This window comes from Agarivorans sp. TSD2052 (assembly GCF_023238625.1).
Classification (GTDB): domain Bacteria; phylum Pseudomonadota; class Gammaproteobacteria; order Enterobacterales; family Celerinatantimonadaceae; genus Agarivorans.
The window spans coordinates 313,097-338,291 of record NZ_CP096670.1; the positions used below are offsets into that span (position 1 = coordinate 313,097).

22 protein-coding genes, 3 tRNA genes and 1 pseudogene are annotated in these 25,195 nt (G+C 44.4%); 13 read left to right on the plus strand and 13 right to left on the minus strand.

Annotation, left to right across the window (positions count from 1 at the left end; genetic code table 11):
- Window positions 1-28 precede the first annotated feature (28 nt).
- The 7 genes from M0C34_RS01465 to M0C34_RS01495 form a co-directional block, all read right to left on the minus strand.
- Window positions 29-571, minus strand: coding sequence for a cupin domain-containing protein (locus tag M0C34_RS01465; protein ID WP_248713898.1), 543 nt, complete (start codon window positions 569-571; stop codon window positions 29-31).
- A 27-nt stretch (window positions 572-598) separates the two neighbouring features.
- Window positions 599-1,444, minus strand: coding sequence for an ABC transporter permease subunit (locus M0C34_RS01470; RefSeq protein ID WP_248713899.1), 846 nt, complete (start codon window positions 1,442-1,444; stop codon window positions 599-601).
- Window positions 1,444-2,370, minus strand: coding sequence for a putrescine ABC transporter permease PotH (gene potH, locus M0C34_RS01475; protein WP_248713900.1), 927 nt, complete (start codon window positions 2,368-2,370; stop codon window positions 1,444-1,446). Before potH ends, M0C34_RS01470 begins: the two co-directional genes overlap by 1 nt.
- A complete protein-coding gene (potG, locus tag M0C34_RS01480; RefSeq protein ID WP_248713901.1) occupies window positions 2,367-3,506 on the minus strand; it encodes a putrescine ABC transporter ATP-binding subunit PotG in 1,140 nt (379 codons plus the stop codon). Before potG ends, potH begins: the two co-directional genes overlap by 4 nt.
- A gap of 63 nt (window positions 3,507-3,569) precedes the next feature.
- Complete coding sequence (locus tag M0C34_RS01485) at window positions 3,570-4,679, minus strand: extracellular solute-binding protein (protein WP_248713902.1); 1,110 nt, start codon at window positions 4,677-4,679, stop codon at window positions 3,570-3,572.
- A 47-nt stretch (window positions 4,680-4,726) separates the two neighbouring features.
- On the minus strand, window positions 4,727-6,085 hold the full coding sequence (locus M0C34_RS01490; RefSeq protein ID WP_248713903.1) for an aspartate aminotransferase family protein: 1,359 nt from the start codon (window positions 6,083-6,085) through the stop codon (window positions 4,727-4,729).
- A 32-nt stretch (window positions 6,086-6,117) separates the two neighbouring features.
- Window positions 6,118-7,452, minus strand: a complete 1,335-nt coding sequence (locus tag M0C34_RS01495) for a glutamine synthetase family protein (RefSeq protein ID WP_248713904.1) — start codon at window positions 7,450-7,452, stop codon at window positions 6,118-6,120.
- A gap of 234 nt (window positions 7,453-7,686) precedes the next feature.
- On the opposite strand from M0C34_RS01495, the gene M0C34_RS01500 reads away from it, so the two are divergent.
- From M0C34_RS01500 to M0C34_RS01510, 3 genes are all read left to right on the plus strand, one after another.
- On the plus strand, window positions 7,687-9,057 hold the full coding sequence (locus M0C34_RS01500; protein ID WP_248713905.1) for a glutamine synthetase family protein: 1,371 nt from the start codon (window positions 7,687-7,689) through the stop codon (window positions 9,055-9,057).
- 49 nt (window positions 9,058-9,106) lie between these two features.
- Window positions 9,107-10,384 (plus strand): NAD(P)/FAD-dependent oxidoreductase, encoded by a 1,278-nt coding sequence (locus tag M0C34_RS01505; RefSeq protein ID WP_248713906.1) that lies wholly within the window; start codon window positions 9,107-9,109, stop codon window positions 10,382-10,384.
- Window positions 10,385-10,531: 147 nt separating this feature from the next.
- The gene (locus M0C34_RS01510; protein ID WP_248713907.1) at window positions 10,532-11,503 is read left to right on the plus strand and encodes an aldo/keto reductase; all 972 of its coding nucleotides are present in this window, start codon (window positions 10,532-10,534) and stop codon (window positions 11,501-11,503) included.
- Between the two features lie 62 nt (window positions 11,504-11,565).
- Here M0C34_RS01510 and M0C34_RS01515 read toward each other — a convergent pair whose 3' ends face one another.
- The gene (locus M0C34_RS01515; protein WP_248713908.1) at window positions 11,566-12,888 is read right to left on the minus strand and encodes an MATE family efflux transporter; all 1,323 of its coding nucleotides are present in this window, start codon (window positions 12,886-12,888) and stop codon (window positions 11,566-11,568) included.
- A 232-nt stretch (window positions 12,889-13,120) separates the two neighbouring features.
- Here M0C34_RS01515 and M0C34_RS01520 point away from each other — a divergent pair, with 232 nt between their 5' ends.
- The 7 genes from M0C34_RS01520 (at window position 13,121) to M0C34_RS01550 (ending at window position 18,042) form a co-directional block, all read left to right on the plus strand.
- Entirely contained in the window at window positions 13,121-13,636 is a 516-nt protein-coding gene (locus tag M0C34_RS01520) for a GNAT family N-acetyltransferase (RefSeq protein WP_248713909.1), read from the plus strand.
- Window positions 13,627-14,073 (plus strand): DUF3291 domain-containing protein, encoded by a 447-nt coding sequence (locus tag M0C34_RS01525; protein ID WP_248713910.1) that lies wholly within the window; start codon window positions 13,627-13,629, stop codon window positions 14,071-14,073. Before M0C34_RS01520 ends, M0C34_RS01525 begins: the two co-directional genes overlap by 10 nt.
- A gap of 82 nt (window positions 14,074-14,155) precedes the next feature.
- Window positions 14,156-15,697: a glutamate synthase-related protein gene (locus M0C34_RS01530; RefSeq protein WP_248713911.1), complete on the plus strand. Its 1,542-nt coding sequence runs from the start codon at window positions 14,156-14,158 to the stop codon at window positions 15,695-15,697.
- Window positions 15,698-15,848: 151 nt separating this feature from the next.
- Window positions 15,849-15,925: transfer RNA gene (locus M0C34_RS01535), tRNA-Arg, on the plus strand.
- Window positions 15,926-15,955: 30 nt separating this feature from the next.
- Window positions 15,956-16,031 (plus strand) — tRNA-His (locus M0C34_RS01540).
- Between the two features lie 252 nt (window positions 16,032-16,283).
- A tRNA-Pro gene (locus tag M0C34_RS01545) sits at window positions 16,284-16,360 on the plus strand.
- A gap of 815 nt (window positions 16,361-17,175) precedes the next feature.
- The gene (locus M0C34_RS01550) at window positions 17,176-18,042 is read left to right on the plus strand and encodes a substrate-binding periplasmic protein (protein WP_248713912.1); all 867 of its coding nucleotides are present in this window, start codon (window positions 17,176-17,178) and stop codon (window positions 18,040-18,042) included.
- On the opposite strand, the gene M0C34_RS01555 is transcribed toward M0C34_RS01550, so the two are convergent.
- Window positions 18,039-18,407, minus strand: coding sequence for a hypothetical protein (locus M0C34_RS01555; RefSeq protein WP_248713913.1), 369 nt, complete (start codon window positions 18,405-18,407; stop codon window positions 18,039-18,041). The two genes, M0C34_RS01550 and M0C34_RS01555, sit on opposite strands and share 4 nt — an antisense overlap.
- 276 nt (window positions 18,408-18,683) lie before the next feature.
- Here M0C34_RS01555 and galM point away from each other — a divergent pair, with 276 nt between their 5' ends.
- Window positions 18,684-19,712, plus strand: coding sequence for a galactose-1-epimerase (galM, locus tag M0C34_RS01560; RefSeq protein ID WP_248713914.1), 1,029 nt, complete (start codon window positions 18,684-18,686; stop codon window positions 19,710-19,712).
- Window positions 19,713-19,816: 104 nt separating this feature from the next.
- Window positions 19,817-20,362, plus strand: coding sequence for a YSC84-related protein (locus M0C34_RS01565; RefSeq protein WP_248713915.1), 546 nt, complete (start codon window positions 19,817-19,819; stop codon window positions 20,360-20,362).
- 55 nt (window positions 20,363-20,417) lie between these two features.
- On the opposite strand, the gene M0C34_RS01570 is transcribed toward M0C34_RS01565, so the two are convergent.
- Together M0C34_RS01570 and M0C34_RS01575 are read right to left on the minus strand one after the other, a co-directional pair.
- Window positions 20,418-21,344, minus strand: a complete 927-nt coding sequence (locus M0C34_RS01570; protein WP_248713916.1) for a choice-of-anchor A family protein — start codon at window positions 21,342-21,344, stop codon at window positions 20,418-20,420.
- Between the two features lie 299 nt (window positions 21,345-21,643).
- Window positions 21,644-22,423: an aspartate/glutamate racemase family protein gene (locus M0C34_RS01575; RefSeq protein ID WP_248713917.1), complete on the minus strand. Its 780-nt coding sequence runs from the start codon at window positions 22,421-22,423 to the stop codon at window positions 21,644-21,646.
- An 86-nt stretch (window positions 22,424-22,509) separates the two neighbouring features.
- Here M0C34_RS01575 and M0C34_RS21235 point away from each other — a divergent pair.
- Window positions 22,510-22,697: pseudogene (locus M0C34_RS21235) on the plus strand (hypothetical protein); the annotation flags it as partial.
- 2 nt (window positions 22,698-22,699) lie between these two features.
- Here the strand turns inward: M0C34_RS21235 and M0C34_RS01580 are convergent.
- A complete protein-coding gene (locus tag M0C34_RS01580) occupies window positions 22,700-23,734 on the minus strand; it encodes a glycosyltransferase family 10 domain-containing protein (RefSeq protein WP_248713918.1) in 1,035 nt (344 codons plus the stop codon).
- 249 nt (window positions 23,735-23,983) lie between these two features.
- Entirely contained in the window at window positions 23,984-24,898 is a 915-nt protein-coding gene (locus M0C34_RS01585) for an aspartate/glutamate racemase family protein (protein WP_248713919.1), read from the minus strand.
- Between the last annotated feature and the right edge of the window lie 297 nt (window positions 24,899-25,195).

Below are 25,195 nucleotides of genomic sequence, written 5' to 3' on the forward strand. Positions count from 1 at the left end.
CGGCTTTTTTTAATCAACGGTGATACACCTAAAAGGTTGGTGGGGTAGCCGCACTAATCAGCTCACATTCTTCCTTGCTTTTATTACGGAAGCGGTGTGGTTTGCGAGTCTCGAAATAGTAAGAATCGCCGGCTTTAAGTACTTTAGACTTACTGCCTACGGTGATTTCAATTTCTCCCCGTATAACGATGCCGCCTTCTTCCCCTTCGTGTTGAATAAACTCGGTGCCGGTATCCGCGCCGGGGGGATAGACTTCTCGCAGAATAGCCAATTGTCGGCCAGTATGTTTACTGCCTACCAATAGCATTTTTACCACCCCATCTCCAAGGTCGGTTAGCTCTTCAGGGGTATAAAATATTTTGTCTTCACTTTCCATTTCTAGGGTGAAAAACTCCCCCATAGAGATTGGAATAGCATCCAAGATTTTTTTCATCGAGCCAACTGAAGGGTTAACCTGATTTTGTTCAATCTGCGAAATCATGCTGTTGGTTACTCCGCTTAATTTGGCGAGTTCGCGTTGCGAAATCCCACGCATTAAACGGATACTTTTTAGTCGTTTGCCAACATCCATTACAATTTGTTCCTTAATCTACGTCGATTAGCCAGCGTTACTGGCTCTAAATTCGAGTAAGCGGCGTTTCTCTGCTCTGGCCATCAACCACCAAGCAATAAAAGTAGCGACAGATACTACACCAATTATCAATGTAGCAAGGGCATTAATTTTAGGACTTACGCCTAATCTCACACTCGAGAACACCACCATCGGTAGAGTGGTTGCACTTGGCCCCGATACAAAACTGGCAATGACTAAGTCATCTAGCGATAAGGTGAAGGCTAATAACCAGCCAGCTACAATCGCAGGTAAAATAGTCGGTAGAGTGATCACAAAAAAGACTTTAAGCGGCGTCGCCCCTAAATCCATGGCGGCTTCTTCGATACTTTGGTCTAGTTCACGCAGTCGCGAACTGACCACTACCGAGACATAAGCCGTACAAAAAGTAACATGGGCTATCCAAATGGTGAGCATGCCGCGCTGATTAAATAGGTCAAACACCTGACCTAAAGAAATAAACAGCAACAACAAACTTAAACCGGTGATCACTTCTGGCATCACCAGCGGAGCGGTAATCATAAAGGCAAAACTGGTTTCGCCTTTAAACTTACCAAAGCGAGTAAGCACAAATGCTGCCAATGTGCCTAGCACAACCGCGGCACTCGCAGACAAAAAGCCAATGGTTAAACTAAGGCTAATGCCATTCATCAGCAAATCGTCTTGAAACAGCGCCCCATACCACTTAGTAGAAAAGCCACTCCATACCGTTACTAAACGGTTAGCGTTGAATGAATAAATAATCAGGCTAAGAATTGGCAAGTAGAGAAAGGAGAAGCCCAAGCCTAAAATTGCCCATTTCCATTTGGTTTTATAAACCGGTATTGCGTCCATTAGCCGGCCTCCAGTTCACGTTTCTGATAGCGGTGGAAGAACAGTATTGGCACCATTAGCAATAGTAGCATTACCGATGCTACCGCAGCAGCTACTGGCCAATCTCGGTTATTAAAGAATTCTTGCCAAAGCACTTTACCAATTAAAATTGAATTTGGACCGCCCAGTAGTTCGGGTATCACAAACTCTCCTACCGCCGGAATAAATACCAACATTGAGCCGGCGATAATACCTGCTTTAGTTAATGGCAGCAGTATTTTAAATAGTACCGTGGCGGTTGATGCCCCTAAGTCGCGCGCTGCTTCAATCAGCGAGAAATCGAGGCGCATTAAGGCGGTATACAGAGGTAGAATCATAAACGGTAAATAGGTGTAAACAATTCCTATATAAACCGCTGTATCGGTATGTAAGATACGTAAAGGCTCATCAATAATACCGGTATATATAAGAATATTGTTGAGAAAGCCGTTGTTTTTCAAAATGCCTATCCAAGCGTAAACCCGAATTAAAAAACTGGTCCATGAGGGCAAAATAATCAGCATCAGTAAAATGTTGCGATTGGCTGGGCTGGAGTGAACAATTGCCCAAGCCATCGGAAAGCCGATGATAAAACACAGTAGTGTTGAAATTCCGGCGATCCGCAAAGACTGTAAATATGAACTTAAGTACAGGCCATCATCAATTAAATAGTAATAGTTACCTACATTGAGCAGTATTTGGATTTGCTCATCCACCATGCTCAATAGCTCGGTATAAGGTGGAATAGCTATTACCGCCTCGGCGAAACTGATTTTAAATACGATAAAAAATGGCATTAAAAAGAACAGTAACAGCCAAAAGTACGGCACGGCGAGTACCATGCAACGTCCGGTGGGAATTAACCTAGCAATACGCTGCTTGGTTTTTGATATAGGGATAGTGGTCATATTTTTAGCACCACGCAGCTGTCTGCTTGCCAACATAAATAAACGGAGTCGTTCCATGTGGGCATATTATTACGGTGGCGACTGCTATTGGGCATCGCCGCGGTCACGCGTTTACCACTGGCGAGTCGCACATAGTAAATAGATTGGTTACCCAGATAGGCGATGTCTTCAACAATCCCCTGGCATACATTACTATTTCGGCCTTTCAAGGTTTTAAATATGCTCATTTTTTCAGGGCGAACAGCAATCATGAATGGCACCCCTGGTGCGGCTGATACACCATGGTTTAGATTAATTGGGTAGCCAAGTTCAGGGCTATCAATAGTGGCACTGTCGTTGTCATTGTCGCGTACGACGCCTTCAAATACGTTTACCGAGCCAATAAATTCGGCACTAAAGCGAGAGTTGGGGTATTCGTAAATTTCTTCTGGTTCGCCGACCTGTATAAATTGGCCACGATTCATAATCGCCACACGACTCGCCATGGTCATAGCTTCTTCTTGATCGTGAGTTACCATGACACAGGTAGCTCCTACCTTTTCTAAGATATCTACCACTTCTAGCTGCATTTGGCCGCGAAGCTTTTTATCTAAAGCACCCATGGGTTCATCAAGTAACAACAATTTTGGCCGTTTAGCGAGGCTTCGAGCAAGCGCTACGCGTTGGCGTTGTCCGCCAGAGAGTTGATGAGGTTTACGCTTTGCATAAGCCTTCATATGCACTAGCTCTAGCATGTTAACGACGGTGTCTTGTATGTCTGATTTAGGCAGTTTGTCTTGTTTAAGGCCAAAAGCAATGTTTTGCTCGACCGTCATATGGGGAAATAGCGCGTAAGACTGAAACATCATGTTTACTGGGCGTTTATGCGGAGGAACGTTAATTACATCTTGGCCATCTAAGATGATTTTTCCTGCATTGGGTTTTTCAAAACCTGCCAACATTCGCAGTAAGGTGGACTTACCGCAACCAGACGCACCCAGCAGCGCAAATATCTCGCCTTTATTAATCGTAAGGCTAACGTTATCTACTGCTATCGCGCCATCATAGTCTTTACTGATATTTTCGATATACAGTAAGGGTTCCGGGTCAGGTTTGTCAGACACGGGTGCCGTTGAAATTTGTGATACCGCCGCCATCGAAGGCCCTCCAAAAAGAAACAAAAACGCGCTTGTCACCCTCGCGGGTGACAAGCGTACAAGCTAGTTTTGTAAAAACTTAGTCCAAGAGCGGGTCATTGTTCTAGAGACCTTAGCTGGCATGACTTTAGAACCATACAGTTTCGCCAGTGTTTCATCGGTCGGATAAATACCTGGGTGCCCGATGATCTCTGGATCAATAAACTCTTTTGATGCAGGGGTAGGGTTGGCGTACCAAACATAGTTAGAGACTTCTGCGATTACTTTTGGCTGTAACAAGAAGTTAATAAATGCGTGAGCATTCTCTTTATGTGGTGCATCGGCTGGAATTGCCATCAAATCAAACCAAGCTAATGCGCCTTGTTTAGGAATAACGTATTCAATTTCAACACCGTTATCTGCTTCAGCAGCACGATCTGATGCTTGTAATACATCGCCTGACCACCCCACAGCAACACAAATATCTCCATTCGCTAAGTCGTTAATGTACTGCGAAGAGTGGAAATAAGTGATGTAAGGACGAACCGATTTTAACAGTTTGAAGGCTTCAGAGTCATCTTTATAATCTTTAATATCTACACTGTTAGGATCTTCGCCTAAGTAATGCAAAGCTGCCGCAAATAGTTCAGTAGGTGCATTTAAAAATGCGACGCCACACTGTTGCAGTTTCTCCATGTTTTCAGGCTTGAAAACTAAATCCCAGCTATCTAGAGGTGCATCATCACCCAGAACTTCTTTTACCTTATTAACGTTATAACCTAGCCCGGTAGTTCCCCAAAGGTAAGGGACCGCATATTCGTTACCTGGGTCGGATGTTTCATCTAACATTGACATGATTTTAGGATCTAAGTTGCTGTAATTAGGTAACTTAGACTTATCCAGTTTGATAAACGCGCCAGCTTGTACTTGGCGAGCTAGGAAGTCTGATGTCGGTACCACTAAATCAAAACCGGTTGAACCTGAAAGTATTTTCGCTTCGAGTACTTCATTCGAGTCGAAAACATCATAAACCACTTTAATGCCGGTTTCGGCTTCAAACTGGGCGATAGTATCGTCAGCAATATAATCAGACCAGTTGTAAACGTTTAGTACTTTCTCTTCAGCTGCCTGCAGATTCATCGCTGTGGCAGTTAGTATCGAAGCGAGCGTAAACTTCAGTGTTGCTTTGTTCATTTGTGTTCTCCAATTCCTTGAGGTGATTACTCGTACTGCTACCCGGATTAACTCAATGCCTGCAGAGTGTCATCCAAACTCTTTTTCGCCAGTGTGATTAACTGGTCTATTTCTGATTTTGTGATTACTAGCGGTGGTGAAATAATCATGGTTTCACCACAAGCCCGCATAATGAGTCCGTTGTTTATGCAGTGGTCTCGACATACCGAGCCCGCACTAAGATCTTTAGCAAAGCGCTGCTTAGTGGTTTTATCTGCCACTAACTCTAAGGCACCCACTAGGCCTTTAGTCCTTGCTTCTCCCACCAGCGGGTGCTCGGCCAGTTCTTGCCAACGTTTCGCCAAATAAGGCGCCGTTTTTTCGCGGACGTTTTGCACAATGTTTTCTTGCTGCATAATGCGGATGTTTTCAATTGCCACTGCACAAGCGGCTGGGTGGCCTGAATAGGTAAAGCCATGAGCAAACTCGGTATCGGCCTCAATTAAGCCATTGGCGACTTCATCTGATACCATGACTGCGCCTAGCGGTAAATAACCAGAAGTAATGCCTTTGGCCATGCACAATAAATCGGGCTTAATATTAAAGGTTTGGCTGGCAAACCATTCGCCGGTTCTGCCAAAGCCACAAATGACTTCGTCAACAATCAATAAAATTTGGTATTTATCACAAATTCTCTGAATTTCAGGCCAGTAGCTATCAGGTGGAATAATCACGCCGCCAGCACCCTGAATAGGTTCGGCGATAAATGCAGCCACCTTATCTTCACCTAATTCGAGAATTTTTTGTTCTAGTTGGCGGGCGCGTTCTACACCAAACTGTTGAGGATCTTGTCCTTGGCCTTCTTCAAACCAGTAGGGCTGGTCGATATGACAAATGTTAGGTAAGGGTAAACCGCCTTGAGCATGCATAAAGCCCATGCCTCCTAAACTCGCGCCAGCCATTGTGCTGCCGTGGTAGGCGTTATTGCGACTAATAATATTGAGCTTTTCAGGTTGGCCTTTGCTTGCCCAGTAGTGACGAACCATGCGAACTACCGTGTCATTACACTCTGAGCCTGAGCCAGTAAAGAAGGCATGATTTAGCCCCTCAGGGGTCAGTTCAGCGAGCAGAGTAGACAGTTCTACCGCTGGCTTATGGGTAGTTTGGAAAAATAAATTGTAATAAGGAAGCTGCTGCATTTGCTTGGCTGCGGCATCAACCAACTCTTGACGGCCATAACCCAAGTTAACACACCACAAGCCAGCCATCGCATCGAGCAACTTATTGCCCTCACTGTCGTATACAAAGATACCTTCGCCGCGTTCAATAACCTTCGCACCCTTCTCATTTAACTCTTTAAAGTTAGTAAAGGGATGCAGGCAATGGGCGCTGTCTTGCTGCTGTATCGTCAATGTTGCTTTGCTCATTTCGCCTCCTTGTGGCTGAGTCAATTAGTTTGCTATACGTTGAGTAATAAAAACTCACGTTCCCAAGAGCTGATTACTTTAAAAAAGGTTTGGTACTCTTTGCGTTTCACCGCTACGTAGCAGCTAATAAATCGCTCACCTATAATTTCTTTTAGCTCTTCACACTGTTCCAAAGCGACTAACGCTTCTTCTAAGGTGCCAGGTAGGGTGTAGCGGTCTTCACTGACATCGCCAGTTTCTTGGGCTGTTGGTTTTAGTTGGTTTTTCATACCTAAGTAACCACAAGCTAAGGTCAGCGCCATGGCTAAATAAGGGTTGGCATCGGCACCAGCAAAGCGGTTTTCTACGCGGCGGTTGCGGGGATCAGACAATGGTACACGTAAACCCACGGTGCGATTATCTACGCCCCACTGCAAGTTGATGGGGGCTGAATCACCGAACATTAAGCGGCGATAGCTATTTACGTTAGGCGCATAAAAGGCAATGCTAGCCGGTGTATATTGCTGTAGGCCAGCAATGAAACTGAGAAAGAGTTCGCTGTTACTGCCATCATCATTGGCAAACAAGTTGTTGCCGTCTAAGTCTTCTAGGCTCTGGTGGATGTGCATGGCGCTGCCTGGCTCATCTTCCATCGGTTTAGCCATAAATGTGGCATAAGTGTCATGTTGTAAGGCGGCTTCGCGCATGGTGCGTTTGAATAAAAATACTTGATCACAAGCTAGTACCGGCTCGCCATGATCAAAGTTGATTTCCATTTGCGCAGCACCCGACTCATGCACCAAGGTATCCACATCTAGATTTTGCGCTTCACAATAGTCGTACATGTCTTCAAACAGTGGATCAAATTCGTTTACCGCATCAATGCTGAACGACTGGCGGGCAGTTTCAGGGCGTCCATTACGGCCAATCGGTGGCTCTAATGGGTAATCCCAATCTAGATTCTTTTTAACTAGGAAAAACTCAAGCTCTGGAGCAACCACCGGTTTCCAGCCTTCTTTTTCATACAAGTCTAAAACTTTTTTCAATACTGAACGCGGTGCCATGCCGATCAACTCACCGTCGGCGTTGTAGCAGTCATGTATCAATTGTGCAGTGGGTTCTTTTGCCCAAGGAACAAAACGTAAGCTATCGGTGTCAGGCTCTAAGCTCATGTCTTTCTCGGTCCAATCAAACAGGCCATTGTCGTCATCAGGCCAGTCCCCGGTAACCGTTTGATAAAAGATCGACTCGGGTAGTCGCATCCCTCCTTCTTTTAGATATTTATTCGCCGGAATAATTTTGCCGCGGGCATTTCCGGTTATATCTGGTATTAGGCACTCAACTTCGGTTATTCGGTTTTCAGCAAACCACTTCCTGACGTTTTCCATAATCACCTGTCATTAGTCTGTTTAGTAAAGCGGGGCATATCTACTGGACGAGACGTTTTTGCTCCGTGCTATTAAGATTTGTCATGAAATGGGATGAATGTCAACCAAGTGTTAAATAAAACCCAATTTTTTCGCTAAAACATGCCTTATAGACAAAAACGTTTGCATTATACTTAACACTATGGTGTAAATCTAAAGGGTAAAAGGGATGTTTACCCAAGGGGACTGTTAATTATGTTGAAACACAAGCCGCAAACTTTGCCGCTTTCGCTGGTTGAGCAAGTGCAAGAATTCTTAAATGACCATCCTCAGTTAAAAAGCGTTGATTTGATGCTCGCTGATATGAATGGCGTTATTAGGGGCAAGCGTATTGAAGTGGGGTCACTGCTTAAAATTGCCGAAGAGGGCATGTGTTTACCTGCTTCGGTGTTTGCACTTGATATTTGCGGTGAAACGGTTGAACAAACAGGTTTAGGTTTTGCCCAAGGAGATGGCGACCGAATTTGTCATTTATTGCCGCATAGCTTAAGTATGATCCCTTGGAAAAACGATGCCGCCCAAGCCTTGCTAACCATGCACGAGGTTGATGGTAGCCCATTTTTTGCAGACCCTCGTCAGTTGTTATGCAAAGCCTTAAAAGGTTTACACCAGCAAGAGTATTTCCCTTGTGTTGCTATTGAATGGGAATTTTATTTATTAGATGCGGCTGCCGATACCGAGCAACCCTTACCGCCGTTATTACCCTTGTCTCAGCAAAGAATGGAGCAAACGCAAGTTTACTCCTTAGATGAGCTAGATGAGTTTGCCGAGTTTATTCAAGATATTCAAAGCTATTGCCATACCCAAAATATCCCTAGCGACAACGTGATTGCTGAATATGCGCCTGGCCAGTTTGAAGTGACCTTGCAGCACCAAACCGACCCATTGTTGGCTTGTGATCAAGCCATATTGTTAAAACGAGCGATTAAAGCGGTCGCTAAAAAGCATGGTTACAATGCCACGTTTATGGCGAAGCCTTACGCCGAACATTCAGGCAACGGCTGCCATGTACACATTAGTATGTTAGATGCGCAAGGCAAAAATGTCTTCGCTGAAGATCTGGGTGTGCTGCACTATGCTTTGGCGGGGTTATTAGACACTATGCCTCAGGCTATAGCCTTATTAGCGCCTAATGCCAACTCTTACCGTCGCTTTCAACCCGATATGTTTGTGCCTTTACAAGCCAACTGGGGTTGGGATAATCGTACCGTGGCGCTACGCATTCCTTCAGGTAGCAAACAGAATACTCGGATTGAACATCGCGTGGCCGGCGCAGACTGCAACCCCTATATTGTTATGTCGGCGCTACTGTTTGGTATTCAGCACGGTCTTGCTCAGCAACTATCCTGCGCCGAACCGGTGAGTGGGGATGCCAGCAAAGAACACGCACCTGCTTTGCCTACCTCATGGGAACAAGCCCTAAATGAGTTTCATCAGTCAAGCTTATGGCATCTGCTCGGAGACGATTTCAGCCATGTGTATCATGCAAACAAACTCAATGAATGGCAGCGATTTGAAGCCGCCGTTACACCGTTAGAGCAGCAATGGTACCAACAAATGGTGTAAGCCAAGCCAAGGACAGCAAGGATTTCGTAATAACATCAAAGGTGAGAACATGAAAGCGCAACACGCTTCTTCATATTATGCTGCGAGTGCTAACCTGCAACTCGATTATCCGCAGTTAACTGGCGAGCACCAGGTTGACGTATGTGTGGTCGGTGCTGGCATTACTGGCGCAACAACCGCGCTGGAGTTAGCTGAAAAAGGCTACAAAGTAATGTTGCTAGAGGGCGCCCGCGTCGGTTGGGGGGCTTCTGGTCGGAGTGGTGGCCAAGCTATTTTTGGTTGGGCGTCTGAGCAATCCACGCTAGAAAAGATGATGGGTAAAGACGACGCTAGAAAAATGTGGGATTTATCTACTGAAGCCTTAACCATTACCAAAGACAACATCAAAAAACACAACATTGATTGTGATTGGCAAGACGGTCAAATCCACGTAGCGATTAAAGAGCGCCACGTTGAGGAGCTTAAAGCTTGGCACCGTCAGCTTGAAGACGATTATGCTTACCACAGCTTAGCGTATTGGGACCAAGAAAAACTGGCTAGCGAATTAAATAGCCCGCGCTATTTAGGTGGAATGTTCGATTCAAATGGTGGCCACTTACACCCGCTTAATTACACTCTAGGCCTAGTTAAAGCGGCCGCATTAGCTGGTGCAGAGATATATGAAGACAGCAAGGTTATAAAAATTGAGCACGGCAGTAAAGTGACCTTGCATACCGCTCAGGCAAAAGTGACCTGTTCACACGTGGTGTTAGCGTGCAATGCCTATATGGAAGGTTTAAATAGTAAACTTGAAAGCCGCGTTATGCCGGTGGGGACTTACATTTGCGCCACCAAACCCTTAGGTGAAGAGCGTGCTCGCAGCTTAATTGGCAACAATATGGGGGTATGTGATATCAATTTTGTATTGGATTACTACCGTTGCTCGGCTGATCACCGCATGTTGTTTGGTGGTCGTGTCAGTTATTCTGGGATCGAGCCAAGAAACCTAGCCGCTACCATGAAGCAACGAATGGATTGGGTGTTTCCTCAATTAGCGGGTGAGCCAGTGGAGTTTGCTTGGGGCGGTAATGTCGGCATTACCATTAATCGTGCTCCGCATTTTGGCCGAATTGCGCCTAACGTGTATTTTGCCCAAGGTTTTTCTGGTCATGGTATTGCCGCTACAGGCTTAGCCGGCACTTTGATGGCCGAATCCATCATGGCAACGTCTGAGCGCTTTGATATCTTTGATAAAATTTCTCATATGCCTTTCCCTGGTGGTCGCTTGCTCCGTACCCCAGCGTTGGTGATGGCAATGACTTACTACCGCATTAGAGATCTTTTGTAAGCCAGACGGCAGCACTAAGCAGGATTAGTGCTGTCTTTACTTGCCATGTTCGTACTATAGTACGAAAAATCTGCCTATAAACCTATCTGCTGTTACTGAATTCTCGTTATACTTGCCCAATATTCGTTAAAACAAAGGCATGTAATCATGGCTGCATCACCAATCAATTCAATTTTTCCTAAGGCTAGTCGACTCGTATATGGGTGCATGGGTTTAGGCGGTGGCTGGGATAACTCTCCTGTTAATCAAGAACACTTAAATCAAGCTCATGCTGCCATTGATGCAGCCTTAGACATTGGCATTAATTATTTTGACCACGCCGATATTTACACGATGGGTAAAGCCGAGCAGGTATTTGGTCAAGTGTTGGCGCAGCGCCCAGAGTTGCGAGATCAAATTATTTTGCAAACCAAGTGTGCGATTCGCTTTGGCGATGACCAATGGTGTGGTCGCTACGATTGGTCGGCAGATTATATTCGCCACAGTACTGAAGCGTCTTTAAAACGCTTACAAAGTGACAGTATTGAGATGATGATGTTACATCGTCCTGATCCTTTGGCTGAATTGGACGAAGTGGCTGAAGTGCTGCAAGCCTTGAAAGACAGCGGTAAAGTGCAACAGTTTGGTGTATCGAATATGAGTGGGACTCAGCTTGCTTACTTGCAATCAGCATTAAGCTTCCCGCTGGTGGCCAATCAGTTAGAAATGAGTTTATCTAAGTTAGATTGGCTAAATCACAATATTGCCGTGAACGACCAACAAGCCTTAGGCCACAGCTTTACTGCTGGCACTTTAGAATATTGTGCGATGAACAAGGTTCAAATTCAGGCTTGGGGCAGTCTGTCGCGTGGTTTATTTAGTGGGGCAGATTTATCAAATGCTAGTCAAGCTCAGCGAGATACAGCTCAGTTGGTTCGGCAATATGCCGAGCAACATTCAAGCTCTACTGAAGCCATCGTGTTAGCGTGGTTAATCCGCCATCCAGCTGGTATTCAGCCAGTGATTGGCAGCGTTAACGTAGATCGTATTCGTGCTTGCGCCGATGCGACTAAAGTACAGTTAAGCCGAGAGCAGTGGTATCAGCTTTATGTGACTTCGCGTGGCCAAGCCTTGCCATAGGCCTGTTTATTATTGACAAGGCCGAGCCTATTTAGTGCTCGGCTTTTATTGGCGTACACCAATTACGCTTCGGCCTTGAGTTTGCTCACTAATTTGATTAACCACCCTGTCACCAAGATGCTTAATAACACCGTAGAAACCGGCATAACCAACCAAATACCTGTCACCCCAAGAGTCATCGGCAAAATCAGCATAAATGGCAATTGAACGGCCATATTGCCCAGCGAAATGAGTGTTGCGCGGTTGGCCATGTTAATCGACTGAAACACCACTGCGGCAGTAAATACTAAGCCATCAAAGGGCATCGCCCACAGGTGCAAGCGGATCCCCGTTACAGTGGCGCTGAGTAACTCTGGGTCGTTGTTGTTAAAAACGCCAACACTCAATTCACTGAACAAGTTAATCAGTACCACCGCCGCCAATCCGGTACCTAATATAATACTAAAACCCAAAGCCATCACTTTTAGTACATTGTCGTAACGTTTGGCACCGTAATTGTAGGAAATAAGCGGCTGCATGCCATTAGCAAAGCCTTCTGCAATAAAGTAATAAATAACGCTGAGGTAGAGCACAATCGCGTAGGCGCCTGTTTCAGTAATGCTGCCGTAGCGTAGAAATAAATAGTTATGGATCACCGTAATGAAGGCGGTGTACACGGTAGTAAAGAAGCTACTTAAGCCTAAGTTGGCAATGTTCGCTAAGTAGCCAGTGTTTAGTGTAAAGCGGCTGAACTGAAAGCTTAACGTACTATAGGGTGAGAAAAAGTAGCCTAAGGCTAATAGCATCACTAGGGCTTGCGCCCCCAAAGTAGCATAAGCTGCTCCGGCTAATTGCCAGTTCCAATGAACGATGAGCAAATAATCTAAACCGATGTTAGCCACTGCGCCAATTATCATCAATACCGTAGCAAAGTTAGGGGAGTTGTCGTTGCGAATCAAAATGGGGAGGGCACAACTGCAAAGTACGACCAAAGCGCCGTTGCCTAATATGCTGAGGTAACTTTCGGCCATTTGCTGTATATCGCCGCTAGCGCCTTGAACCCTGATCGGCGTCTCCCCCAGGGCCCACAATAAGCTAGTAAACAAGGCTGCCATCACGATCATCAGTAGTAAGGCGTGGCTAAGCAAACTTTGCGCCTTAGTCTGTTGTGCTTTACCGCTCGCGATTGAGATTAGCGCCCCTGCGCCGACCCCCACCATTAAACCTAAACCGGTGACCAAAAAAATAATCGGCCAGGCGAGATTAATGGCGGCTAAGCCTGACGCGCCCAGTACATGACCAATGAAGATCCCGTCTACAATCAAATAAACACCGCTTACCACCATGGCGATAACGGATGGAATAGAATAGCGCCAAAATTGTTTGGTTATGTTGTTACTAAGCATGAGTCGCCGTTATCGGGTGCAAGTGATTGGGAGCAGTTAAAGCCGAGTGAGTGCTCATCATATTCGCTTTTATTTACCAGACAAGAGGGAAAACTAGATATTAGGGTATAAACTAAATAATTGTTCACCACTTAGTTATATCAGCAGCATAAGTGAGCATTATCGTCGCGAGTCATCGGTTTAAGCTGTTGTTTACTATATGGGTGTATCTAAGTCGCGCGGAGGTTGTTGAGTGAATCAAAATATAAAAATCCGCTTAGCCAAGCTAGACGATGCCAGTGCTATCAGTGCGTTGTTAACGCAATTAGCACAACGTTTTTTAGTGCAAGACTTTACTGAAGCCGGCAGCCAATGTTTGTTAGCAGCGATGACAGAACAGTCGATCGTCTCCTATATTAAGCAGGGCTTTTGTTATCACTTAGCTGAGCAGTTTTACGAGTATGGTCAGCCCCAATTGTTGGGCGTGGTGGCGACGCGAGATAATACCCACCTTTATCACCTATTTGTGGCCGAGCTTGCTCAAGGTCAAGGTTTAGCGGGTAAGTTGTGGCAACAGGCTAAAGCGGTTTGCTTAGCTAATGGCAATCAAGGTGAATTTACCGTCAATGCCTCACTTGGGGCAAAAGCGATGTATCAAGCTTGGGGGTTTGTGGCTGAGCAAGAGCGGCGTGAAAACAAAGGCATCATTGATGTGCCTATGCGTTTAATCATTGAAGAAGTGCTCACTAAGGAGAAACAATGCAACTAGCTCAACTTAATATCGCCACCGCCCGAGATGATTTAGATTCCCCTTTGCTAAAAGATTTTGTTGATAATCTTGAGCCTATTAATGCTATCGCCGAAGCCTGTGACGGATTTATATGGCGGCTAAAAGACGACAGCGGTAATGCCACCGAGATTCAGGCATTTGCCAATCCTAGAATGATCGTGAATATGTCAGTGTGGCAATCGGTGGCGAGTTTGCAGCAATTTATGTTTAAAACCCATCATATCGATATGATGAAACGGCGCGCCGAATGGTTTGAAAAACAGCCCTTAGCGACTTATGTACTTTGGTGGGTTGAAGCCAACCATCAGCCAAGCTTAGAAGAAGCGTTAGAGCGTTTAGATCATCTTAGAACGCATGGTGAAAGTCCCTTTGCCTTCACCTTTAAAAGCCAATTTACCGCAGCCGATATAATTTAAGCTAAGTGCACAAAAAAACGTCTAAGCTAATGGATAGCAAGCAAGGCCAGTTGGCTTGGCATATCAAAAGCTAGGAGTCCTTATGAGTAAGGCTATTATCGCTGACAACAAACCGAAAAAAGTCAGTTTAGTTAAAGGTGATCAATACTACTTCTGTAGTTGTGGTCGTTCTAAATCCCAACCTTTTTGCGATGGTAGCCACGCCGGAACAGGGCTTAAGCCTAAAGCATTTACTGCTGAACAATCGGGCGACGCCTATTTATGCGCCTGTAAAACCACCAGTAATAGCCCCTTTTGTGATGGTAGCCACAAACAGATCAGTGCCGAGCAACTTGGCCAAGAAGTTCCAGACATTACGGTTAAAGATACTGTTCCGCAAGCGACTCCTACCGCTGAAGAACCGACCGTGGCGTTTATTCATCAATTAGCCCGCGAAGGCTTATCGCAGCTGGGCCACCATGGTGCGATGACGTCGATGGGTGTACCCAGACACTTATTACCACAGTGGGACGAGATTCAGATTATGGTGGCACAAATGGCCACTAAGCCGCTATTTGAAAACCAGTCGGTAGGTACCAAGTTAGTGATTGGCCCAGAGGCGGCGAAACCCTTAGCGCTTAACATCCCCTTGTTTGTCTCAGATATGAGTTTTGGCGCGTTATCAGAAGAAGCCAAAACCGCCTTAGCCAAAGGCGCTGAACTTGCTGGTACCGGTATTTGTTCGGGGGAAGGAGGCATGTTAGCTGAAGAGCAACAGCAAAATTCTCGTTATTTGTATGAACTCGCTAGTGCCAAATTTGGCTACCAAGAATCGCTGCTAGAAAAGGTGCAGGCTTTTCATTTCAAAGGTGGTCAAGGCGCCAAAACAGGCACCGGTGGGCACCTTCCCGGAAATAAAAATCAAGGCAAAATATCTTTAGTTAGAGGCATACCAGAAGGGCAAGCGGCTATCTCGCCTCCTACCTTTGAAGACTTACACAGTGCCAAAGATTTTAAGTATTTTGCCGACAGGGTAAGAGAAGTCAGCGGAGGGATCCCGATTGGTTTTAAGCTGAGCGCAAATCATATTGAGCGAGACATTCAGTTTGCACTAGATGCGAGTGCAGACTATATCATTCTCGATGGCAGGGGCGGTGGCACTGGCGCTGCGCCTGAAATTTTTCGCGACCATATCAGTGTGCCCACTATTCCTGCTTTAGCGAGAGCGCGCCGCTACCTCGATCAACAGGGCGCGAGTGGCAGAGTGAGCTTAATTATTACTGGTGGGTTGCGCTTACCCATGGATTTTGTGAAAGCTATGGCGCTAGGCGCAGATGGGATTGCTATATCTAACAGCGCTATGCAATCAATAGGTTGCGTGGCAGCAAGGATATGCAATACCAATAACTGCCCAGCGGGGATAGCCACCCAAAACGCAGATTTACGCCAACGGCTCAATGTAGAAAAATCAGCGCAGCAATTGAGTAATTTCTTTAATGCTTCAGTGGAATTAATGCAGGTAATGGCCCGCGCCTGTGGCCATGATCACCTCAATCAGTTTAATAAAAATGATTTAGCGACTTGGCATCGAGAGATGGCACATTTAAGTGGGATCGCTTACGCGGGTTTTAGGCCTTTAGACTAAACTACGCTTACGTCGTTTATGCGGCTTACTGCGCGTTGAAATTGCGAGATTTTTCATCATTTGTAGGAAAAATCCGCAATTACCATTTTTTTTCTAAAAAGTCTGGACAGGGCGCGGCGAAAGCCATAATATACGCCTCCGCCAGCATTGAGCACCCGTAGCTCAGCTGGATAGAGCGTCGCCCTCCGGAGGCGAAGGTCACAGGTTCGACTCCTGTCGGGTGCGCCATTACTTCGGAAGATGCTCGAAAACTCTATGGTGGGTATAGCTCAGTTGGTAGAGCCCCGGATTGTGATTCCGGTTGTCGTGGGTTCAAGCCCCATTACTCACCCCATATTCAGATTAGCGAATATCGTTAATCTAAAGTGCTAAAGTTAGGCGCTGGATTCATCCAAAAAGTAACTTAATCGACGTTAAACGCAGCTTGGTAGCGCATCGTCGCGAAGCTCATAAAGAGTGGGACCAGAGGATAACTTTGGTAAATACCAAGAACATAACGGTGATTAGCGCAGCTTGGTAGCGCATCGTCGCGAAGCTCATAAAGAGTGGGACCAGAGGGTAACTTTGGTAAATACCAAGAACATAACGGTGATTAGCGCAGCTTGGTAGCGCATCTGGTTTGGGACCAGAGGGTCGGGAGTTCGAATCTCTCATCACCGACCACATTACAAAAGGCCTGCTCATTGAGCGGGCTTTTTACTTTTAAGCGGTGTGCCAAATTTGTGTTTGTTAAGTCGGGAGTTCGTCTTCTAGCCTTGGCTCATCACCGACCACATTACAAAAGGCCTGCTCATTGAGCGGGCTTTTTACTTTTAAGCGGTGTGCCAAATTTGTGTTTGTTAAGTCGGGAGTTCGTCTTCTAGCCTTGGCTCATCACCGACCACATTACAAAAGGCCTGCTCATTGAGCGGGCTTTTTACTTTTAAGCGGTATGCCAAATTTGTGTTTGTTAAGTCGGGAGTTCGTCTTCTAGCCTTGGCTCATCACCGACCACATTACAAAAGGCCTGCTCATTGAGCGGGCTTTTTACTTTTAAGCGGTGTGCCAAATTTGTGTTTGTTAAGTCGGGAGTTCGTCTTCTAGCCTTGGCTCATCACCGACCACATTACAAAAGGCCTGCTCATTGAGCGGGCTTTTTACTTTTAAGCGGTATGCCAAATTTGTGTTTGTTAAGTCGGGAGTTCGTCTTCTAGCCTTGGCTCATCACCGACTACACTTTAAAGTCTCGTCAGTAATGACGAGGCTTTTTTTGTATCAGCGATTGATGAGTATTGATGATGTTGAAGAACAGGGTGCGTTATTACCGCTTTACTATTCACTGATATCCCTTTCACAAACGCCTATTTTTCTCACTTTATTTATCTAGAAAGATGACTAAATTTTATTCTATCTAAAGGTTATGAGTGGTAAGTAAGTAAACGGGTCATTAAATTTTGTTATATTTTGGTATTGTTTTACTTACTTAGTCGCTTAAATAGATGAAGTGTTTTTTGGTTGCACTGCTCGGTATTGTGCTTAGTTTTCCTTCGGCTTTTGCCCGCGGACAAGATCCACTATTGGTGCGGCATGTTAGCCCTGAAAGCTATAAAGATTATCGCAGCGCTTACTTTATAGAATTACTCACACTCGCCTTAGATAAAACTCAGGCTGCATACGGTAACTATAAACTCACGCCCAATAACGTGAGAATGACTCAAGAGCGCTCATTACAACAACTACGAGAAAACCAAGGAATAGACGTAGTTTGGACAATGAGTTCGGCCAAGCGAGAGGATGATTTTTTGCCAATTCGTATCCCTTTACTAAAGGGTTTGCTGGGGCAACGTTTACTGATGATCCGTCGTCAAGATACCGAGCGTTTTGCGCAGGTTAAAACACTGCAAGATTTAAGTAACTTTAGTGCAGGGCAAGGAAGAGGCTGGCCTGATAATCAGATATTGGAGGCTAATGGCCTTAATGTGATTAAAGGGATCAACTACGATGGTTTGTTTGGCATGTTACAGCGTCAGCGCTTTGATTATTTTCCGCGTGGTGTGAGTGAAATTTATCATGAGTTACAGCAGCACCGAGAACAAGATTTTGTGGCAGAGCCTAATTTGGTTTTAAGTTATCGAGCACCGATTTATTTTTTTGTAAATACCAACAACCAGCAACTTGCGACAAGAATAGAACAGGGTCTTTGGGCCGCTATTGATGATGGCAGCTTTGACGAATTGTTTAGTCGTTATGCTTACGATAGCTTGGTAGAAAAACTAAAACATCGTCGAGTCATTAAACTTGATACTCCCTATTTACATCCTGACACTCCCAGTGAGCAAAGTCCTTTGTGGATAAAGCTACACTAACCATTGCTCGTTGAGGGCGGCTTTCCATAAGCATCGGCTGTCACATTGATGCACTTTTTGGCGTAGCCTATTTTCCAATGGGTGGTATCGCTAATGCTAATATCGGCCAACATTACTGTATTAGGCTGCGAGCGTTTAGCTTGCTTTATCGCCAACTGAGTCGACGGGCTATGCTTTAATGGAAACAGGTACAAGGCATAGCTTTGGCAGTGTTCAGCTTGTGCCGGTCCAAGCAAATTCAAACCTGTTATATCACCCTGATAAAAGCTACGTTCTACAAAAGAGCCATGATAACCAGTAGAGCAAGCGCTAAGAAGCAGTATACAAACAGCGACAAAACATCGATGAAACGTTGAGACTAGCAAGGGGCATCCTTATTGGTGGGGTTGGCGCATTATAAAGGTCAGTGAGATGAGCTATGAAACAAGTGCTAAAGCATTTAATCATAAGTAGACGCTCCTCACAAATCTCTTGTTAAGCCTATTATGATTTTTGTACTTAGGTAGAATTGTTGAATAAATCAATTATCTTGTTTTAATCGCAGTCAATGTTCGCTGTTAACATGCGGGCTTTATCTGCAATTCTCAGCGTTTATTGAAACGCATTCGTCTATCTTCGTGCTAATTATCTAGGAGTTCTTCATGCCAACAATACAACAGGACCTGACCGGGCAAACGTTTACCCTGAAAAATAACCAAGGGAGCGAAGCCGTTGTATTAGCATGGGGAGCGACCTTAGCTAGCCTCAAGATTAAGTTAAACAGTGGTGAGCTACGTCAAGTGGTATTGGGCTGTGATAGCTTTGATGATTACTTCAAGCAAAATGCTTATTTAGGCGCAACGGTTGGCCGTTATGCGAACCGTATTAATCAAGCTAAAATTGGCTTTCAAGGTGAAGAGTTTATATTAACCGCCAACCAAGATATGCACCAATTACATGGCGCCAATGACCTTAGCCACCGTGACTGGCAGGGTGAATTATTAGCCGATAACAAAGTGCGTTTCACGATTCAATCACCCGACGGAGAAATGGGTTTTCCCGGTAACCTGCAAGCTCAGCTTGATTACACCTTAGATGACGATAACCAATTAGTGATGGATTATTCGGCCACGGTAGATCAAACCTGCCCTGTTAACTTAACTGACCACAGTTACTTTAACCTAAATGCCGCGAGCTCAACTATTTTGCAACACCAACTGTTTATCGCCGCTGACCAATATCTACCGGTAGCCAGCGATGGTATTCCACTTGATGGATTACATACTGTCGCCGATACCAGCTTTGATTTTAGACAAAGCAAAACCATTGCCGAAGATCTGCTTAAAGATGAACATCAAGCGTTAGTAGGGGGTTACGACCATAGCTACTTGCTGCAAGCAGATGTGGTCGAAAAAGGCAAAGCGGTAGCTCGCATAGTGGCAGATGACCAATCGCTTGCGATGGAGGTGTATACCGACAAACCGGCTATTCAGCTTTATACCGGCAACTTCTTAAAGGGGAACCCTGGCCATAACGGCGAGATCTACCAAGCACATAGCGGTGTGGCCTTAGAAACCCAATTTCTACCTGATTCGCCAAACCGCCCAGATTGGCCACATAAAAGCTGCTGGTTAGCGCCGGGCGAAACTTACCGATACCAAACACGCTATCGTTTATACCAACCTAGCTAAGTGAGTGGTGTTGGCACGTTGAATACATTATATACAGCATACCGAATGTCATAGACATCGTGTATGCTGCTTATTGATTATTTAAAGCCTAAGGACGTTTATCTATGAAGAAATGGTTGGCACTATGTGTTGGTGTTCTCGCGTTAAGCTTTCAAGCATTCGCAGACGATTACCAAACCACAATTCAGCAGTTCAAAAAATCAGACCGAACCGCAGAATTTTTTAATGGCGCCTATGGGTACGCCGTATTTCCTACCATTGGTAAAGGCGGTATTGGCATTGGTGGTGCCTACGGTGAGGGGCAAGTTTACTTAGGTGGTATGCCAACGGGCTCTGTAAATATGGGCCAAGTGACTCTTGGCTTTCAATTAGGTGGCCAAGCATTTAGCCAAATTGTCTTCTTACAAGATAAGCGTGCTTACGACGAATTTACCAGTGGCAGCTTTGAATTTGCCGCCCAAGCTAGCGCAGTAGCCTTAACTGCCGGTGCTTCAGCGCAAGCGGGCACTTCTGGCGCCGGAGCTGCTGCGGGGAGTACCCAATCAAAAGCCCACTACGTGAGTGGTTATGCGGTATTTACTTTAGCGAAAGGCGGCCTAATGTATGAAGCCGCGATTGGCGGGCAAAAGTTTAACTTCACCCCCAACTAAGCTTACGTACTTGCCATTCAATAACGGACCTATCGGTCCGTTTTTTATGTTTAAGCTATTTACTCAGGCTAAAGCGGCGTTGCCAAGCGAGTAAAAAAATAGCGGCGGCAAACAGCAAGGCAGACCCTGGTTCGGGAACGCTACTCGGAGGTGGTGTTGCAGTATAAGGCACATGATTTTGCTGCATGGCGCCATCCCAAGACGCAGCGATCACGGTGCCATTGATCACACCTTGGGGATCTTGAACATTGGCCAAGGGCGCTAATATGCTGCCTTCAACACTGATTCCTGACAACAGTAATTCAGTGGCCTCATAAAAGTTAAACAATACTTTATCTCGAGAGGGTAGCAAAGAGGCCATACTCATATTGCTTAGTCCGGCGCTACCTCCTGAAATATTAAAGATAATCTCAGCATCGTCAGCAAGATTGCTCACTTCGAAAGTATGCGCATTAAGCAGGTCATTGCCATCTAATTCAAATACCTGTTGTTGGCTTTGACCATCACCGCTTAAATAAAGGCCTCCCCATTGCTGGAGTACATTGCCGTTAGACGATAGGCTACTTAACTGATTGCTCACGCCATTCAGGTAAGTATGTTCTGCAGCAAAATCGATAGCAATGTGGCTATTTTCAGAGATGCCGCCATCGGCATAGCCATGTGCTTGGGTAACATTTGCGCTACCGCCTACCTCTGCGGCACCGTAGACTCGGCCGTAGTCTGCTTGTAAATTTCCTGCTACTGTTAACACCACTTGATCACTGCTTGTGCCAAGTTTGTCACCAACACTGTAGTTTTGTAAGTGGGCATTTCCGCCGACGGCTAAGCGGCCTTCAGTATCAGAACTACCAGAGAAGTCATTAAAGATAAAAGTGTTGTAATTACCGGCGAGTCCAAGAATGCCAGCATGGCTACTTAGTGACATCAGCACTGAAGCTATGGTGGCTAAGCTAATGAGCAAATACTGCTTAAGATGTTTCATTTACTACAAAGTCCTTATTACTGGTCCAACCGATTTTTGTGACGCGAGTCTAACTTCTGTGCGGCGCTATTCTACATAATGCTGCTGTTTGTGCCAAGTGTGATTGAAAATTAATCAAAATAAACTGGCTAGGTGTACGCCAATAGTGTTAGAAACGGACTATATAGACCGCTTTCGGTGGTGAGATTATGCTTGAACCGCTGAAGTTTCAGCCATCTGTATTGTTGGTTAACGGGTCATTTGAAAGGAATAAATCGGCTTTCCCTAGCCACAATGTTAACCAATGACCTTTACGCAATTTACGCAATTTTTTGATCATTCATCATTGGAAGAACTCTTGAGTCATTGGCTATTTGACTTAAGATATAATTTACAGTGTCTTCAACGCTATGTATGTTCTCAATATTGTTAACTTGATGAAAATTATTGGTCGTATTGAGGCGCTGCTCAACCGCTTTGTAAATGTCTACGACTCTGTCAGCTACAGCTTCCATTGGATCGATAAAAGTCACGTTAGCGAAATTCTTTTGTAGAATATCTCGTACTAATGGTAACTCGGTGCAGCCCAAAATAACGGTGCTAACCCCCTGATCGACTAAGGCTTGAATCGCTTTAGAAAGCAGGGCCGCATTGTGCTCGAATTCCCCTGATTTGATCCCATTAGTTTGTCTAAGATCTTGACCAGAAATGGTTTTCTTGCCAGTAGTCTCTCCGTATATGGCACTGTGAACATAATGCTCTTGTTCACATTCAGCCGGCTTGATGAATGCTAAGTTAGCGTCTTTCAAATATCGGTCGTAAATACATGAGTTATAAGTACCGTTGGTGCATAAGATACCGACTATTGATTCTGCATTATTTTGTTTAATCAGGTCGACAGTGGTCTTGAGCATGTCTACTAGATATACATTGGTGTGTTTTTGGACTTCATTTCTGAAGTAGTGCGCGGTATTACCTGTCATACGACGTACCGCATGTGAATACGCATCAATGGTAGCAGGGCGTTTCCCTTGTAAGGTTAAATTGGTAAGGTGTTGTTTATATAAAGCATTATAACGATGTTGTTGGCTAGGGTTCATGCAGCATACTCAGGTTAATCACGACAGACTGGTCGTGTAACATTGAGTATGAGATATCTGGTGCTATGCACTCTGCCGCAGAGAACATGCGGCATGTTGCATTGAACATGCTGAAGGCTGAGTAAACCCAAAAGGCCAGCATTCGGCGCAAACAAAAGATTGCGGCAATGAACAGCGCCTATCTTGAGAAGATTTTGGGGCTGGATTCAACTTGGTGGGAAAAAATGAGCATTCACGCTCTCACCCCGGGGTCCACATGGGAACTAATATATGAATTTAAAATTGACTAGATAAAGTTCTAATACCTCTGACTATTTTTCCGCGGAGATTCTCACTATTGACAAATTTAAATGTATTGACCTCTTGAGCTCTTTGTTTTTCATAAATTTCACCAAAATAGTGAAAATTACGACGAAAGGCTAGAGAGTGTTCTTGTTCAAATATCAGATTAAATTGAGCAAGAATATCTTCGTCATTTAATCCTATAGTTGGTTTATTATCCGGGAAAAAAGGTTCTCTTAACATACTTTCTAAAAGCGCCGGATTATTTTCAAGTTGCATAACCTGATTTGCGACTTCTTCGAGTGAGTTGAAATCGTGGCAATTAATAAAGCGTTTTGTATTAAATTCTCTACCTACTAGCGGGTTACCCCAATAGATAGGTATAGTGTCAGCAGATAACGCATGAATAAGCTTTTCAGTGGTGTAACCTGGAGACGTAGAATTCTCAAAAGCTATTGTAAACCTGTAACGTTTCTGAAAATCAATTTTAGGCTTTGTCCAATCACCATGATAAGGCGCTCCAATAGTATCTTGAACATTACGTAAATGTTTACCTACAGAATCGACGCTTTTAATAGCGCTTAAATGATGAAAGAATTCGTCACGTATTGGATGGCCATCACCATTAGTATAAATAAAATTACAAAACTTAGGTTTTTCATATTCAAGAATATTATCTGCTTGAACAGAACTCTTTCGATTAAGCAAGTCTTTATATTGGTCATAAAGTTGGTAGTTAGGACATCTGTAATAACGATCCCCAAATTCAATCCAACTATAACCAAAAGCATAATCACAAAGGTTAAAATCAGGAATTACATTTTCACCTGTGAAGAAAATCCGTACAGCTTTATCATATTGCATATAATCATAACCAAAAACTGAATATATTACATAATCAGGGTTTTCCTGGTCGACTGTGACAGTATAGTTTTGTTTAAGTAAGGCTAAAATCCTATCCGGATTGAAAGGGCCGGGGAAATCAGTAAATGCTATTCTAATAGATGTAATGAGCAGCTCCTTTGCCAAGAATAGTTATACTTTCTGATAAATATCATAAACTATTCTTTTTATATTACAATGTCGTATAAAACTGTGTGAATTTAGCAAACTAAAACGGTGATATGCTCCCCACGCGTAACATGCCAAAGTCTATACCTACCGATTAATATCGGCATAGAAAACTTGAATGAAAGACCCTTGGCAAGCAAGTGTCGTAGTAGTATGAATAAATAAACTCGCGCTATTTCTCTTGTCGTGAAAAATGTTTTTCGCTATTTACGCAATTTTTTGATCATTCATCATTGGAAGAACTCTTGAGTCATTGGCTATTTGACTTAAGATATAATTTACAGTGTCTTCAACGCTATGGATGTTCTCAATATTGTTAACTTGAAGAAAATTATTGGTCGTATTGAGGCGCTGCTCAACCGCTTTGTAAATGTCTACGACTCTGTCAGCTACAGCTTCCATTGGATCGATAAAAGTCACGTTAGCGAAATTCTTTTGTAGAATATCTCGTACTAATGGTAACTCGGTGCAGCCCAAAATAACGGTGCTAACCCCCTGATCGACTAAGGCTTGAATTGCTTTAGAAAGCAGGGCCGCATTGTGCTCGAATTCCCCTGATTTGATCCCATTAATTTGTCTAAGATCTTGACCAGAAATGGTTTTCTTGCCAGTAGTCTCTCCGTATATGGCACTGTGAACATAATGCTCTTGTTCACATTCAGCCGGCTTGATGAATGCTAAGTTAGCGTCTTTCAAATATCGGTCGTAAATACATGAGTTATAAGTACCGTTGGTGCATAAGATACCGACTATTGATTCTGCATTATTTTGTTTAATCAGGTCGACAGTGGTCTTGAGCATGTCTACTAGATATACATTGGTGTGTTTTTGGACTTCATTTCTGAAGTAGTGCGCGGTATTACATGTCATTACTGCGAATTGAACGTTGTTGCGCTCCAAAATTCGTGCCGATTCTAGCAATTCAGGAACTGGGTCTTTTCCGCCCTCGTTGATCGCTTCAGAGCGATCTGGAATATCGGGATTCTTCACGACGATCATTCCCATATGGTCTTGATCTTTAAGAGCTCCATGTTCTATTTCTTTTTTTGCAACAATATCCTGAAATAGAGCATCTGCTTCAGGGCCCATATTTCCGATAACGCCAAATCGTACTTTTTTCATCACTTAAGCCTTTGTATATGTTCGAATGAACGACAAGATTAGTGATATCGACGCAAATCTCTAAATCAGACTTGAAGGGTTGAATCCTTCATATCTAGATTGATTGACTCAGCCGGCGCTATTCTCGCTAAAGCCTTGCTACCCTCTTGAGTTTTTTGTTTCATAAAGGCGGCAAAGGTGGCTAGCCAAGCATTTTGATTTTCTGATAAATTTGTAGATGGAACGACTATAAGCCGGGTGGAACGGTGAAATATAGGTTTACCTCTAGAGTTATCAATATAATAAGCGGCATCAGCA

What these genes read in the sequence shown, in the direction of transcription:
- M0C34_RS01465 (WP_248713898.1), bottom strand. Translation starts at nt 571, where the DNA reads ATGGATGTTGGCAAACGACTAAAAAGTATCCGTTTAATGCGTGGGATT.
- M0C34_RS01470 (WP_248713899.1), bottom strand. Translation starts at nt 1,444, where the DNA reads ATGGACGCAATACCGGTTTATAAAACCAAATGGAAATGGGCAATTTTA.
- potH (WP_248713900.1), bottom strand. Translation starts at nt 2,370, where the DNA reads ATGACCACTATCCCTATATCAAAAACCAAGCAGCGTATTGCTAGGTTA.
- potG (WP_248713901.1), bottom strand. Translation starts at nt 3,506, where the DNA reads ATGGCGGCGGTATCACAAATTTCAACGGCACCCGTGTCTGACAAACCT.
- M0C34_RS01485 (WP_248713902.1), bottom strand. Translation starts at nt 4,679, where the DNA reads ATGAACAAAGCAACACTGAAGTTTACGCTCGCTTCGATACTAACTGCC.
- M0C34_RS01490 (WP_248713903.1), bottom strand. Translation starts at nt 6,085, where the DNA reads ATGAGCAAAGCAACATTGACGATACAGCAGCAAGACAGCGCCCATTGC.
- M0C34_RS01495 (WP_248713904.1), bottom strand. Translation starts at nt 7,452, where the DNA reads ATGGAAAACGTCAGGAAGTGGTTTGCTGAAAACCGAATAACCGAAGTT.
- M0C34_RS01500 (WP_248713905.1), top strand. Translation starts at nt 7,687, where the DNA reads ATGTTGAAACACAAGCCGCAAACTTTGCCGCTTTCGCTGGTTGAGCAA.
- M0C34_RS01505 (WP_248713906.1), top strand. Translation starts at nt 9,107, where the DNA reads ATGAAAGCGCAACACGCTTCTTCATATTATGCTGCGAGTGCTAACCTG.
- M0C34_RS01510 (WP_248713907.1), top strand. Translation starts at nt 10,532, where the DNA reads ATGGCTGCATCACCAATCAATTCAATTTTTCCTAAGGCTAGTCGACTC.
- M0C34_RS01515 (WP_248713908.1), bottom strand. Translation starts at nt 12,888, where the DNA reads ATGCTTAGTAACAACATAACCAAACAATTTTGGCGCTATTCTATTCCA.
- M0C34_RS01525 (WP_248713910.1), top strand. Translation starts at nt 13,627, where the DNA reads ATGCAACTAGCTCAACTTAATATCGCCACCGCCCGAGATGATTTAGAT.
- M0C34_RS01530 (WP_248713911.1), top strand. Translation starts at nt 14,156, where the DNA reads ATGAGTAAGGCTATTATCGCTGACAACAAACCGAAAAAAGTCAGTTTA.
- M0C34_RS01550 (WP_248713912.1), top strand. Translation starts at nt 17,176, where the DNA reads ATGAAGTGTTTTTTGGTTGCACTGCTCGGTATTGTGCTTAGTTTTCCT.
- galM (WP_248713914.1), top strand. Translation starts at nt 18,684, where the DNA reads ATGCCAACAATACAACAGGACCTGACCGGGCAAACGTTTACCCTGAAA.
- M0C34_RS01565 (WP_248713915.1), top strand. Translation starts at nt 19,817, where the DNA reads ATGAAGAAATGGTTGGCACTATGTGTTGGTGTTCTCGCGTTAAGCTTT.
- M0C34_RS01570 (WP_248713916.1), bottom strand. Translation starts at nt 21,344, where the DNA reads ATGAAACATCTTAAGCAGTATTTGCTCATTAGCTTAGCCACCATAGCT.
- M0C34_RS01575 (WP_248713917.1), bottom strand. Translation starts at nt 22,423, where the DNA reads ATGAACCCTAGCCAACAACATCGTTATAATGCTTTATATAAACAACAC.
- M0C34_RS01585 (WP_248713919.1), bottom strand. Translation starts at nt 24,898, where the DNA reads ATGAAAAAAGTACGATTTGGCGTTATCGGAAATATGGGCCCTGAAGCA.